The sequence below is a fragment of the Pseudomonas sp. PDM25 genome (genome assembly GCF_019219045.1).
In the GTDB taxonomy this organism is placed as follows: Bacteria; Pseudomonadota; Gammaproteobacteria; order Pseudomonadales; family Pseudomonadaceae; genus Aquipseudomonas.
The window spans coordinates 326,842-341,264 of sequence record NZ_JAHUWL010000005.1; the positions used below are offsets into that span (position 1 = coordinate 326,842).

The window sequence follows — 14,423 nt, forward strand, 5'->3', positions numbered from 1 at the left end:
GCCCGCTCCCACAGGGGATATTGCGAACCAGGCACCTATTGCAGGTGCCTGGTCTTGTTGCGGTTTAGCCGATAGTCATCAGACTGGCATTACCACCCGCCGCAGCAGTGTTAACGCTCAACGCCCGCTCGATCACCAGACGCTCCAGCGCGATGTTGGTCTCGCCTTGCGACAAGCCATGAACCCCGACAATCGCGCCGGCACGCTTGGCCACTTGCTGGCAGACCGCACGCAGCTGATCGGAATGGCCATGATGCAGAACCGCATCAAACAGCACTTCGTCCTTGTTCCAGTCGGAAACCAGTTTGATCTTCGCCTGAATGTCCTTCGGCAGACGTGCGAACAACGCCTTGGTCAATTCAGCTTCCGGCCATACCGCCGAACCGCCGACGGCCAATACCGCCGCCAGTTGCGTCAGCAGATCGCCTTCGACTTCCGCCAGGCACAGCACGTGTTCGCGCGGCAGAATGGCGTAGCTGTTGCGTTCGCCGGTCGGGCCCGCCAGAAGACGGGTGATCCCGCTTTGCGATTGCGCCGCGAACTGCACGCACAGGGTGCTCAGGTCGGTGAGCTTGCTGCTGCCGGCCCAGGCTTGCAGGGCCTTCAGCGGTTTGCTCATGGCATCACGCAGACGAACGTCCGGTGTCGCGATGGCATCACCACGAGCGAAGGATTGTTCGATTGCATCGGTAGGACGTGTCGACAACAGACGGTACAGGTACAACGGACCACCTGCTTTCGGACCCGTACCCGACAAGCCTTCGCCACCGAACGGCTGCACGCCGACCACAGCACCGACGATGTTGCGGTTCACGTAGACGTTACCGGCGTTGACGTTGTCGACCACCTTGGCGATGGTCTCGTCGATGCGAGTGTGCACACCCAAGGTCAGGCCGTAACCGGAAGCGTTGATCTGACCGATCAGCTGATCGATGTCTTTGCGCTTGTAGCGAACCACGTGCAGCACCGGACCGAAGATCTCCCGTTGCAGTTCGTCGAAGCTTTCCAGTTCGATCAGCGTCGGCATCACGAAGGTGCCGCGTTTGACTTCTTCGGTGTTGGCGATTGCCACCTGGTACACGCTGCGACCTTTGTCGCGCATGCCCTGGATGTGCTTCTCGATACCGGCCTTGGCTTCGGCGTCGATCACCGGGCCGATGTCCACGGACAGGCGTTCCGGGTTGCCGAGACGGCATTCAGCCATGGCACCTTTGAGCATTTCGATGACACGGTCAGCGGAATCTTCCTGCAAGCACAGCACACGCAGTGCCGAGCAACGTTGACCGGCGCTGTCGAAGGCTGAGGACACCACGTCGATCACAACTTGTTCGGTCAGTGCCGAAGAGTCGACGATCATCGCGTTCTGGCCACCGGTTTCGGCGATCAACGGAATCGGGCGACCTTGAGCATCCAGGCGACCAGCGACATTGCGTTGCAGCAAACGAGCGACTTCGGTCGAACCGGTGAACATCACGCCTTTAACCCGATCGTCACCGACCAGACGCGCGCCAACGGTTTCGCCACGGCCCGGCAGCAATTGCACCACGCCTTCCGGAATCCCGGCTTCGAGCAGCAAGCGCACGGCTTGAGCAGCCACCAGCGGAGTTTGTTCCGCTGGCTTGGCCAAAACCGGGTTGCCGGCAGCCAGTGCCGCAGCGACTTGGCCGCTGAAGATCGCCAGCGGGAAGTTCCACGGGCTGATGCACACCACCGGACCCAATGGGCGGTGGGCGTCGTTGGTGAAATCGTTGCGCGCCTGCACCGCGTAATAACGCAGGAAGTCCACGGCTTCACGTACTTCGGCGATGGCGTTGGCGAAGGTCTTGCCGGCTTCGCGAGCCAGCAGGCCCATCAGCGGCTGGATCTCGCCTTCCATCAAATCAGCGGCACGTTCCAGAATCGCGGCGCGCTCGGCGGGCGGAGTGGCCTGCCAGATCGGTGCAGCGTTCAGGGCGCACTGGATCGCGTTATCGACGTCTTCGACGGTCGCTTCCTGTACGTGGCCGACGATGTCGCGCAGATCCGACGGGTTCAGCACCGGAGCCGGGGTTTCAGTGCTGGACGCGCAACCGAGCATCGGCGCGGCTTTCCAGTTGTTATGAGCGGTTGCCAGCAGGGCGCAGGACAGTGAAGCCAGACGATGTTCGTTGGCCATGTCGATGCCGCTGGAGTTGGCGCGCTCGGCACCATAAAGATCACGCGGCAGCGGGATACGCGGGTGCGGCAGGCCGAAGCCGCCTTCCAGCGTCGCCATCTGCTCGATGCTGGCCACTGGATCGGCCACCAGCTCCTGGATCGAAATAGATTGGTCGGCGATGCGGTTGACGAACGAGGTGTTCGCGCCGTTTTCCAGCAGACGACGCACCAGGTACGCCAACAGCGTCTCGTGAGTACCGACCGGTGCGTACACGCGGCACGGACGGTTCAGCTTGCCTTCGGAAACTTTGCCTACAACCTGTTCGTACAGCGGTTCACCCATGCCGTGCAGGCACTGGAACTCGTACTGACCGGGGTAATAGTTCTGACCGGCGATGTGGTAAATGGCCGACAGGGTGTGGGCGTTGTGCGTGGCGAATTGCGGGTAGATGACTTCCGGCACCGACAGCAATTTGCGAGCGCAGGCGATGTAGGAAACGTCGGTGTACACCTTGCGGGTGTAGACCGGATAGCCTTCCAGGCCTTCGACCTGGGCGCGCTTGATTTCGCTGTCCCAGTACGCGCCTTTTACCAGACGGATCATCAGGCGATGACGGCTGCGACGAGCCAGGTCGATCACGTAGTCGATCACGTACGGGCAACGCTTTTGATAAGCCTGGATCACGAAACCGATGCCGTTCCAGCCGGTCAGTTGCGGCTCGAAGCACAGGCGCTCCAGCAGATCCAGCGACAGCTCGAGGCGGTCGGCTTCTTCGGCGTCGATGTTCAGGCCAATGTCGTATTGCTTGGCCAGCAGGGTCAGCGACAGCAGGCGTGGGTACAACTCGTCCATCACGCGCTCGTACTGCGCACGGCTGTAACGCGGGTGCAGTGCCGACAGCTTGATGGAAATGCCCGGACCTTCATAAATCCCACGGCCGTGGGACGCTTTGCCGATCGAGTGGATGGCTTGTTCGTACGAGGCCAGGTATTTCTGGGCATCGTGCTCGGTGAGTGCGGCTTCACCCAGCATGTCGTAGGAATAACGGAAGCCCTTGGCTTCGAACTTGCTGGCGTTGGCCAGGGCTTCGGCGATGGTTTCGCCGGTGACGAACTGCTCGCCCATCAGGCGCATCGCCATGTCGACGCCCTTGCGGATCATCGGCTCGCCGCTCTTGCCGATGATGCGGCTCAAGGACGACGTCAGGCCGGCTTCGTTGTGGGTGGCGACCAGTTTGCCGGTCAGCAGCAAGCCCCACGTGGCGGCGTTGACGAACAGCGACGGGCTGTTGCCCAAGTGCGGGTGCCAGTTACCGGTGCTGATCTTGTCGCGGATCAGTGCGTCGCGGGTGCCTTTGTCCGGGATGCGCAGCAGCGCTTCGGCCAGGCACATCAGCGCCACGCCTTCCTGGGACGACAGGGAAAATTCCTGCAGCAGGCCCTGAACAATCCCGGCACGGCCGCCGGCGCTCTTCTGATTGCGCAGTTTTTCAGCAATCGAGGCGGCGAGCTTGTTGGTGGCTTCGGCCATGGCGATCGGCAGGCGAGCCTGCTCGATCAGCATCGGCACCACTTCCGGCTCAGGGCGACGGTAAGCGGCGGTGATCGAAGCGCGCAGGACCGATTGCGGCAGGATGCTTTCGGCGAACTCGAGGAAGCATTGGTGCGCGTGGTCAGCGTGGACTTCGCCGGCGTCGTCAGCATCTTTGCTGATCAAACCGCTCAGCTCGGTCAGGGTTGCACCACCCTCGAGTTTTTCCAGGTAATTGAAAATTGCCTGCTTGATCAGCCAGTGGGGCGTGCGATCAATCGAGGTCGCGGCGGCCTTGAGGCGCTCGCGGGTCGGGTCGTCAAGTTTGACCCCAAGGGTGGTGGTAGCCATATTTTTATCCTCATGTTTGCCACGACCGCGTGGCATCAGCTGGCGGCAAGATTAGCCGTGCAACCGTCGAGGTGCAACCGGGTGCAACCCTTTTTTTGTCGGAATAATACGCAGCTCGTCAGGAAATAAATTCCGGTACGAGCGTACCGCTCCTGCTTGGTGCTTTTGCTTCTAGTAAACCGCCAAGACTGCGCTAAAAAGGAGCAAAAACAGGGCTTTTTCAGGTAAATCCGATTAGGTGCAACTTATTCTCGCGAAACTGGTTGCACCTTATTTGCTTTGTTGAATAGCATTCGCGCCCAAGGTGCAACCGGTCACAAAAGACAGGTGCACCGGCTGATGGCTTTCCTGGGGAAACATCAGTCATAAATGCGCGGGCCCCGAAGTCGTCTGAACAAACGTTGTCGTTTGTCGGCGGTTTCACACTCTGCCGCTACATAAAAACAAAGCCAGGGCATCACTTAATGAGCGTAAGCAATCCAACACTGATCACGTTCGTGATCTACATCGCAGCAATGGTGCTGATCGGCTTCATGGCCTATCGCTCCACCAACAACCTTTCTGACTACATTCTGGGCGGTCGCAGCCTGGGCAGCGTCGTGACGGCATTGTCCGCCGGCGCCTCCGACATGAGCGGCTGGTTGTTGATGGGCCTGCCGGGCGCCATCTACATGTCCGGTCTGTCCGAAAGCTGGATCGCCATCGGTCTGATCATCGGTGCTTACCTGAACTGGCTGTTCGTCGCCGGCCGTCTGCGCGTGCAGACCGAGCACAACGGCGATGCGCTGACCCTGCCGGATTACTTCTCCAGCCGTTTCGAAGACAAAAGCGGCCTGCTGCGGATCATCTCCGCGGTCGTGATCCTGGTGTTCTTCACCATCTACTGCGCTTCCGGCATCGTGGCTGGCGCCCGTCTGTTCGAAAGCACCTTCGGCATGTCCTACGAGACTGCGCTGTGGGCCGGTGCTGCGGCGACGATTGCCTACACCTTTGTCGGCGGTTTCCTGGCCGTGAGCTGGACTGACACCGTACAAGCCACCCTGATGATCTTCGCCCTGTTGCTGACGCCGATCATCGTGCTGCTGGCCACCGGCGGCATCGACACCACGTTCCTGGCCATCGAAGCGCAAGACCCAAGCAACTTCGACATGCTGAAAAACACCACCTTCATCGGCATCATCTCGTTGATGGGCTGGGGCCTGGGCTACTTCGGCCAGCCGCACATCCTGGCGCGTTTCATGGCGGCGGATTCGGTCAAGTCGATTGCCAAAGCACGTCGCATCTCCATGACCTGGATGATCCTGTGCCTGGGCGGCACCGTGGCTGTAGGCTTCTTCGGTATTGCCTATTTCTCGGCCAACCCTGCCGTGGCCATGCCAGTGAGCGAAAACCACGAGCGTGTGTTCATCGAACTGGCCAAGATCCTGTTCAACCCATGGGTTGCCGGTGTACTGCTGTCGGCCATTCTGGCTGCTGTGATGAGCACCTTGAGCTGCCAATTGCTGGTGTGCTCGAGCGCCCTGACCGAAGACTTCTACAAAACCTTCCTGCGTAAAACCGCTTCCCAGGTCGAGTTGGTCTGGGTCGGCCGTGCCATGGTGCTGCTGGTTGCCTTGATCGCTATCGCTCTGGCTGCTAACCCGGAGAACCGTGTACTGGGTCTGGTCAGCTACGCCTGGGCTGGTTTCGGTGCTGCTTTCGGTCCGGTTGTCCTGATCTCCGTGATCTGGAAAGACATGACCCGCAACGGCGCACTGGCCGGCATCCTGGTCGGCGCGATCACCGTGATCGTGTGGAAACACTTCGAACTGCTGGGCCTGTACGAAATCATCCCGGGCTTCATCTTCGCCAGCCTGGCCATCTACATCGTCAGCAAATCGGGCGAGCCTACCAAAGGCATGCTTCAGCGCTTCGCCGCTGCCGAGGCAGATTTCCGCCTGAACAAGTGATCGGGATGAGCTGATGCTCTGATCTTTTGCCGAACATGAAAACGGCCCGCTTCCTTATGGAGGCGGGCCGTTTTTTTATGGCGCAGATCTTGTGGCATCGAAGTTCCAATGTGGGAGCGGGCTTGCTCGCGAATGCGGTGGGTCATTCGGCATTAATGTTGACTGACACACTGCTTTCGCGAGCAAGCCCGCTCCCACATTTGTCCGGTGGTGCTTTTGAAGGAGTTGTATGTAGCCAAACACACTGATTATTGAAGGACAAATCTCTAAAAAAGTAGGGCAAATCTGATTTTCCTGTACCTCCATCAACACCCCTTGTCGCTCATGCAGAATCGCCCGCCTTCATTCTGCAGAGACACATCGGATGTTCGCTCCTGCCAATCAACCGCGCTTCACGTTGACGATCGACGGCGTCCAGAATGAGCTCAAGGTGCTTGAGTTCACAGGTACGGAAGCCATCAGCCAGCCCTACCGTTTTGACCTGGAACTGGTCAGCGAACGGCCGGACATCGAACTCGAAAGCCTCCTGCATCGTCAGGCATTTCTGAGTTTTGATGCGCAGGGTTCCGGCATTCATGGTCAGATTTTTCGCGTTGGCCAAAGCGATTCCGGGCAACGTCTGACGGGCTACCAAATCAGCCTCGTGCCGCGTCTGGCCTACCTCGGTCAGCGCATCAATCAGAGGATCTTCCAGCACAAAAGCGTGCCGGCGATCGTCGCGCAAATTCTCAAAGACCACGGTATCCAGCGCGATGCCTTCGAGTTCCGGCTCGGCAGCGACTACCCAGCGCGTGAGTACTGCGTGCAATACGCCGAAAGCGATCTGGCGTTCATCCAGCGGCTGTGTGCCGAAATCGGCATTCACTACCACTTTCAGCACGGCCTCGACGGGCACCTGTTGGTGTTTGGTGATGACCAGACGGTTTTCCCTCGTCTGCCCGAACCAACGTTGTACCTGCCGGGCAGCGGAATGGCGGCGGATGCGCCGGCCATCAAACGTTTCAACGTGCGCCTGGAAACCCGGACGACAGCGGTAACCCGTCGCGACTACGACTTCAAAAAACCTCGCCTGCAACTTGAAAGCCGCCTCGACAGTGAGCTGCGACCAGTACTCGAGGATTACCACTTCCCTGGCCAATTCACCGACCGCGAACACGGCAAGCATCTGGCCCAACGAGCCCTCGAACGCCACAACGCCGACTTCCGTCAGGCCGAAGGTCGTGGCGACGAATCGGCATTGGTCAGCGGGCATTTCCTACACCTGGCCGAGCATCCGCGTCGGGCATGGAATGACCTGTGGTTGATCACCGAAATCGAACACCGTGGCCGCCAGCCGCAAGTGCTGGAAGAGTCGGTTACCAGCGACGGCCCGGATGATTTCCAGGGCTATCGCAATACCTTTCTGGCAACACCGTGGGACGTTTCGTTTCGCCCTCCACTCGGGCCGGAAAAACCCCGCATGCTCGGCTATCAACCTGCCGTGGTCACCGGCCCGACCGACAGTGAAATCCATTGCGACGAGTTCGGTCGGGTCAAGGTTCAGCTGGCTTGGGACCGTGACGGTCAGCTCGATGAACACTCCAGTTGCTGGCTGCGCGTCGCCACCGGCTGGGCGCACGACCGTTATGGCAGCGTGATGATCCCGCGAGTCGGCATGGAAGTGCTGGTGGGATTCGTCGACGCCGATGCCGACAAACCGCTGGTGATGGGTTGCCTGCCAAACGCCGCAACCCCGGTGCCGCTCGATCTTCCCGCCGACAAAACCCGCAGCATTTTCCGCAGCCAGAGCAGTCCTGGTGGCGGCGGTTACAACGAATTGCGCATCGAAGATCGCAAAGGCGCCGAGGAAATCTACCTGCGCGCACAGCGAAACTGGACTCAGCACGTACTGAATGATCAACAGGTGCAGGTCGATAACGCCCGCAGCATCGTCGTCACCGGCACCGCTCGCCATGAGCTGAAAGCCGACGAGCAGCGCATCACCCATGGCCAGCGCCAGACCGAAGTGAAACTGGATGATCACCTGGTGGTGGTCGGTGACCGACACATTCGGGTGACCAGCCAGGCGCTGAATGCCAGTCAGCAATTCCATGTCAGTGCCGGTCAGCAAGTGGTGATCGACGGCGGGGCCAGCGCGACGATTCAGGCGGGCGGGCAGTGGATCAACATCGGTCCCGGCGGGATTTTCAGCAGCGTGCCAATTCAGGTCGGTGGCGGGTTGATGCCGTCGATGGCCGCTGCGCCCGTGTCGCCGGATACGCCGTTGAAACTCGTCGTCGCCCCGGCCGCTCTGCTGAGCGCCGCACAGATCATGAGCCTGAAAAGCGACGCGCCGTTCTGTGAAGAGTGTGAGCGCTGCAAGGACGGTGTCTGTGCAGCCTGATCACTTGTCACCTCTCGACTGGCTGGATCACCAACCGCTCAAACCTTCCGAGCAGTTGTTCGCGGTTTTCAGCAACGCGAGCGACGCAGGGCCTTTCAAGGCCTGGCAGCGTTCGATCTCCGCTCAAGCACCCAGTCCGATCTGGGCCGACACCGCTTACGCCGAGTGGGAGCCGATAATGCCCTATGTCGGAATCGTCGCTGCTGGCAGTGAGTTTTGGGAGTGGGTTGCCAATACCGAGTCTCGTGATTGGGGTTGGCTGGCGGTGTCTTCTGCCCCTCAGGAGGTGTTGGTCGAGCATCTTCGCAGCCTCACTCAAGTCCTTTTGCCCAACGGTAATGCGGTGTTTTTCCGCTTCTGGGACGGGCGTTATTTGCTGCCAATTCTTCGGTCGGCCGAGGTTGACGCTTCGCAGCTGCTGCCGGTGATCGGGCGCTGTTTGATCAATGGCCAGCCGGTCGAAATTGGTGGTAGTGCGCTGAAAGCTTCTCGGGTTTTTCCATGGTGGGAAGTTTCCGAATCGCTGCTCAAACACCTCGCCGAAGAGTCCGCAACAACCCGCATCAACAACTTGGTGAAGTGGTTGAGCGAGGAACGTCCTGATCTTTTTGAGGCGTTTTCCGAAAGTGTTTTACGCCACAAGGTCGCGATCTTTCTTGAAACACCGGACCTGCCTCAGGCACCCAAAACAGCCTTGGTGGACTACCTGATGGTGGAGCTGAACTGATGGATCAGATCGTACGTATCGAGCAGGAGCTCGACGGTTTCCCAAACACCCTTTCTCTTTATCGCGAACAGTTAAAGCACTGGTTCAATCGGGCGGCGGACAAGGCCAGTCACGCGGCTGATTTGCCTTCGCTGATGGGCATGGAACGGATCATTCGATTCGGCAGCACTAGCACAGCGGTGAGCAGTGGCGATGACGAGTTTTTATCTACCGTCGTGCAGTGCCCAAAGGGTGGAAAGCTAGAGATAGAGAGCAAATTCGAGTCGGTTTATGACATCCCCGTGGGGAATATTCAGGTCGATGTGATTGCCAGTGAGGGCGGCGAAAAGACGCCAGTCACACTCGATAAAAACGGCAAGGGAACGTTCATCGGTACACCCGGCAAGTTCTACCGCGTTCATGTTCACCAGGAAGTCACGCCGCAGCACGTCGATGATCTTTTCTCTTCCTACGATGGCCTGACGAAGGAACTCGAAAACTGGCTGCAAGATGAATGGAAGGCATTCAAGCCGAAGTGGTCGGAATCTTCTTCGGTTGCTGTAGGCAATGGAATGCTCGCGGGCAGTTGGGCGGCAATCGAGGGCGTGTGGGACGGCATCGGCCTGCTGTCGGACATCCTCAAGGATCCCGGGAAGTTTGGTGAGCGGTTGGGCGAGAGCGCGGCAGAGTTGAAGAAACTCGCGCAAACCGCCCCCGATGTCATGGAAAAGGCCCAACTGCTGGCCAGTGACGAAGCGGCGCTGTGCCTACTGTTACGCACCGCCAGCCTCTGGTTGGACATGCTGCCGCCCGGCGAGATTGCCGGTAAAACCGCCGAGGCCGTGTCGACGGTGGTGGTGCAACTGTTGATCGACATCCTGATCGGCATCGTTCTGACGTTCGCTGCAGCCGGGGCCGGTATCGCCTATTTGACTATGCGGCTGGCTAATCGAGCTGCGCAATTACTCAGCGCTGTCCTGCGCCTCGTCAAAGCGATTTTCACGATCATCAATGGCTTCATCAGCTACGTCGACCGCTACAAAAAAGTCGCTGCCCGAGGCGTTGCTGCCGGCATGAAAAAAGGCCGGATGCAGTTGAACTGGAGCGCACGTCGCAATGCGTCCCTGAAGAAAGACGAACACCACGACAACGCCCCGGATCAGGCGAAAAACCCTAACGGCGACAGCGCCGATTGTGTGCCGCTGACCTGCACCAACAACTGCCCGGTGTCGATGGTCACCGGCGAAGAACTGCTGACCCTGACCGACGGCTCGCTGGACGGCATCCTGCCGTTCGACTTCACCCGGCTCTATCGCACCAGCGCCGCCGAGATCGATATCGGCCTCGGTTTCGGCTGGAGTCACAGCCTTGCACATCGACTGGAAATCGATGGCGACACCGTCATCTGGATCGACCACGAAAACCGCCGTACGACCTTTCCGCTACCGAGTACCGAGCGCCCGTCGATCCACAACAGCCTGTCGCGGGCGGCGATTTATCTCGGAGATCAACCAGAAGAACTGATCCTCGCCCTGGCTGGAGAAAAAGCGCGGTTTTTCCACTTTAGTGCAGGACGTCTGACAGCGATCAGCGATGCCTATGGCAATCGGCTGACGGTGCAGCGGGATACGTCTGACAGGGTCAAGCGCCTCGACAACGGCGCAGGGCGTTCCCTTCTGTTGCGCTATGACCGCCGGCACATGATCGCCGTCGAGTATCAGCGTTTTCAGCCGGCCGACACCCTGGAAGACGCTTGGCGCACTGAACAAACTCTGGTTGCCTACCGCTACGACGCTCGTCATCGCTTGATCGAGGCGACTAATGCCGCCGGCGAAAGCGAACGTTACGACTACGACGATCAGCACGTCATCCTGCAGCGGCAACTGACCGGAGGGGTGAGTTTCTTCTGGGAGTGGGAACGGTCCGGCAAGGCGGCCCGATGCATCCGACACTGGGCGTCGTTTGCGCAGATGGACGCGCGTTACGTCTGGGATGACGGAGGCAGTGTCACCGTTCAGAACATCGATGGCAGCGAAGAGGTTTACGTCCACGACGACCGGGCGCGGCTGGTGCGCAAGGTCGAGCTGGACGGCGGCGAACACCTCAAGGCCTACGACGACCACGGTCGGTTGCTGGCCGAGCAGGACCCGCTCGGCGCCGTCACCGAATACCGTTACGACGAAGTCGGACGGCTGGTTGCGCTGATTCCGCCGGACGACGAACCGACGGCCTACGAGTACCGCAGCGGTTTCCTGCATGCGCGTTATCGCGGCAAAGCGGTGTGGAAATATCAACGCAACGCCCAGGGCGACGTCACCGAAGCGACCGATCCCGACGGTCAGGTCACCCACTATCACTACGACGACAAAGGGCAACTGCTGTCGATCCGTTACCCGGACACCAGCCGGCATGTGTTCGTCTGGAACGCCTTGGGGCAGTTGGTTGAGGAAACGCTGGCGGATGGTGGTGTGCGGCGGTTTTCCTACGACGCGCTGGGGCGGCAGATTACCCGTCAGGACGAACACGGCGCCGTCACCCAGTACCAATGGGATGCCGTTGGCCGACTGATCCAGACCACGCTTCCTACCGGCGCCAGCCGCGCGTTCAGCTACAACGCCTACGGCAAGATCACCGCCGAACGCGATGAACTGGGTCGCGTCACCCGCTACGAATATGTCGACGACCTGCACCTGGTCAGCCGCCGCCTCAATCCCGACGGCACCCAACTGCAGTACCGCTACGACAACGCCCAGCTGTTGCTCACGGAAATCGAAAACGAATCCGGCGAAAAATATCGCCTGGACTACACGCCCAATGGCTTGATCCGACAGGAAACCGGATTCGACGGCCAACGCACGGCGTACGCCTACGACCTCAATGGCCAGCTGCTGGAGAAAACCGAGTTCGGCGAGGACGGCTCGCAGCTGATGACCGCTTACGAGCGGGACTCGGCCGGACGCCTGCGGGTCAAAACCCTGCCTGATGGCATCCAGGTTGATTACCGCTACGACAGCCTTGGCCGGTTGGTCAGCGTCGACGACGGCCACGACCATCCGCTGGAATTCGAGTACGACCAACAGGACCGCCTGATCACCGAGCATCAGGGCTGGGGGACGTTACGTTATGGCTACGACGCCTGCGGCCAGCTCAATCGCCTGCGCCTGCCGGACGGCAGCAAACTCGATTACCAGCACGCCAAGGGCGGCGCGCTGACGGCGATCGACCTCAACGGCGCGCGGCTTACCACTCACCAATTTGCCTTCGGCCGCGAACAGCAACGCCAGCAGGGGCAGCTGCTCAGCGAATATGCCTACGACGATCAAGGTCGATTGAAGGCCCACGCTGTCAGTCAACAGCACCAAACACTGTATCGCCGCGACTATGCCTACAGCGCCAACGGCAATCTCGACAGCATCGCCGACACCCGTCACGGCCAACGCAATTACCAATACGATCCGCTCAACCGCCTGATCCGCGTCCGCCACACCCGCGACGACGCACCGGAAAGCTTCGCCCACGACCCAGCGGGCAATCTGCTGATGCAGGACCGCCCCGGCGCCGCGACCGTCAAAGGCAACCGCCTGCTCATGCAAGGCGACCGCCATTACGACTACGACGCCTTCGGCAACCTCATCCGCGAACGCCGCGGCACCGCGCAAAAACTCGTCACCGAATACCGCTACGACTGCCAGCACCGCTTGGTCGGCGTCACCACCCCTGAAGGTCGTTGCTCAAGTTACCGCTACGACGCCTTCGGCCGCCGCATCAGCAAAACCGTCGACAGCAAAACCACCGAGTTCTTCTGGCAAGGCGACCACCTCATCGCCGAAAGCAGCCGCGAGCATTACCGCAGCTACGTCTACGAACCGGGCAGCTTCCGCCCACTGGCTATGCTCGACGGAAAAGGACCACGCAAGGCCTGCCCGTTCTACTACCAACTCGATCACCTGGGCACGCCTCAGGAACTGACCGATTTTGGCGGCGAGATTGTCTGGTCGGCGAAGTACAACGCCTACGGCAAGGTCACTCGCCTGGCATTCGGTGGGGGAGAGCAGCTCGAGCAACCGTTACGGTTCGAGGGGCAGTACTTCGATGTCGAGAGTGGTCTGCACTACAACCGGCATCGGTACTATGATCCGGAGATTGGTCGGTACCTGACACCGGACCCGATCAAGTTGGCGGGTGGACTGAATCAGTACCAGTACACGCCGAATCCGACGGGGTGGGTTGATCCGTTGGGGTTGAGCGGGAGCTGTCCGCCGCCGAATAAGCCTGGGTGTTCGGCGCCGGATGATACGACTGGCGCTAGGGTGGATGAAGGTGAGCCGCCGCTGCCAAAGCTGACAGGTGATCAGCGGAGGGCGCGGATTGATGAGCTGGCTGAGGCGAATGCGAAGCGGCGTGTTGAAGAAATGGAAGCAAAATATGATATGCACACAGTCAAAAAACACAGCTCAGAAATATCTGACCAAGCGCTCAAACAGCGAGCAGTTAACGGGGCAGATCCTCATACCGGTGAGGTTCCGAAAGGCGCTAGAGGGAATTTGAGCTCTCAATTCAGAAACTGGCGTATGCATTTTGGGGCGTTGAATAAAGCTATGACAAGGGAAGTGTTAGGTTTGAGCCCACATACAGGGAAGGACCACAATAAATATCCAATTGTAAGGATGGAACTACCTAGGGCTGGGCGTGGTTATAAACCAAACAAGAAAGACGCTAGTAACCCAGCACTAAATGAAGATCTAAATTGGTTTGAAGTTAAGTTCGATAAGGACAATGTGCTTCGGCCTTTTACAGGTTTTCCTGCGGAGAGAAAATGATGTTGCGAGATCCATTTTCAAATGAAGAATTTCAACCCGATTTGATGTGGTTTATTGGCGTCTTTGATGTTTATGATCGCGAGGAAACTCGGGGTGCGGAACTGGAAGTGTTTAATCCTAATGATCGCTTTGACAGAGCGGAGCTGATCAAAAGATACAGCTTAAATCTAGGTTATCTGTCCTATAGACATAAGCTCGTGCTGATGGATTTTCTAGCGGAAAAGCTAAGCGATGCGTCTTATGATTTTCAGAGTTTGTTTGATATAGATGAAGAAGATGCAGGCAGTTGGCCGCGTGGTGAGTGGTATGCATTGGAGGATCCCCGCGGATTTCTTCAAGATGTCTATTTGTTGGCTCAGGAGACCTGGAAGGAAGATCTTCTTTTAGCGAGCGTTGAAGATCGGGCCAGCTGGTGATGGAGAAGGTAGCGCCTGTCAGGCTGGAATCCCATGCGTCGGCATTCTCAATGCCAATTGCCAGTCCTACGGAATGTTTAAGTTTTGTTTAAAATTCTCGCAACCATTACGAAATTTCCGGGCAAGCTCAT

General features: G+C 58.9%; 6 protein-coding genes. 5 read left to right on the forward strand and 1 reads right to left on the reverse strand.

Annotated features, from left to right (window positions below; genetic code table 11):
- Nucleotides 1-64: 64 nt before the first annotated feature.
- Nucleotides 65-4,018 (reverse strand): trifunctional transcriptional regulator/proline dehydrogenase/L-glutamate gamma-semialdehyde dehydrogenase, encoded by a 3,954-nt coding sequence (gene putA, locus KW848_RS11845; RefSeq protein ID WP_218536916.1) that lies wholly within the window; start codon nt 4,016-4,018, stop codon nt 65-67.
- Nucleotides 4,019-4,482: 464 nt separating this feature from the next.
- Here putA and putP point away from each other — a divergent pair, with 464 nt between their 5' ends.
- The 5 genes from putP (at nt 4,483) to KW848_RS11870 (ending at nt 14,292) form a co-directional block, all read left to right on the forward strand.
- Nucleotides 4,483-5,967 carry a sodium/proline symporter PutP gene (putP, locus tag KW848_RS11850; protein WP_218536917.1) on the forward strand — a complete coding sequence of 495 codons (1,485 nt, stop codon included), beginning with the start codon at nt 4,483-4,485 and terminating at the stop codon, nt 5,965-5,967.
- A gap of 364 nt (nt 5,968-6,331) precedes the next feature.
- Nucleotides 6,332-8,350, forward strand: a complete 2,019-nt coding sequence (locus KW848_RS11855) for a type VI secretion system tip protein VgrG (protein ID WP_218536918.1) — start codon at nt 6,332-6,334, stop codon at nt 8,348-8,350.
- The gene (locus KW848_RS11860) at nt 8,340-9,077 is read left to right on the forward strand and encodes a DUF4123 domain-containing protein (RefSeq protein WP_218536919.1); all 738 of its coding nucleotides are present in this window, start codon (nt 8,340-8,342) and stop codon (nt 9,075-9,077) included. Before KW848_RS11855 ends, KW848_RS11860 begins: the two co-directional genes overlap by 11 nt.
- Nucleotides 9,077-13,876 (forward strand): RHS repeat-associated core domain-containing protein, encoded by a 4,800-nt coding sequence (locus KW848_RS11865; RefSeq protein ID WP_218536920.1) that lies wholly within the window; start codon nt 9,077-9,079, stop codon nt 13,874-13,876. Before KW848_RS11860 ends, KW848_RS11865 begins: the two co-directional genes overlap by 1 nt.
- Nucleotides 13,873-14,292 (forward strand): hypothetical protein, encoded by a 420-nt coding sequence (locus KW848_RS11870; protein ID WP_218536921.1) that lies wholly within the window; start codon nt 13,873-13,875, stop codon nt 14,290-14,292. The genes KW848_RS11865 and KW848_RS11870 overlap by 4 nt, the downstream gene beginning before the upstream one ends.
- Nucleotides 14,293-14,423: the final 131 nt, after the last annotated feature.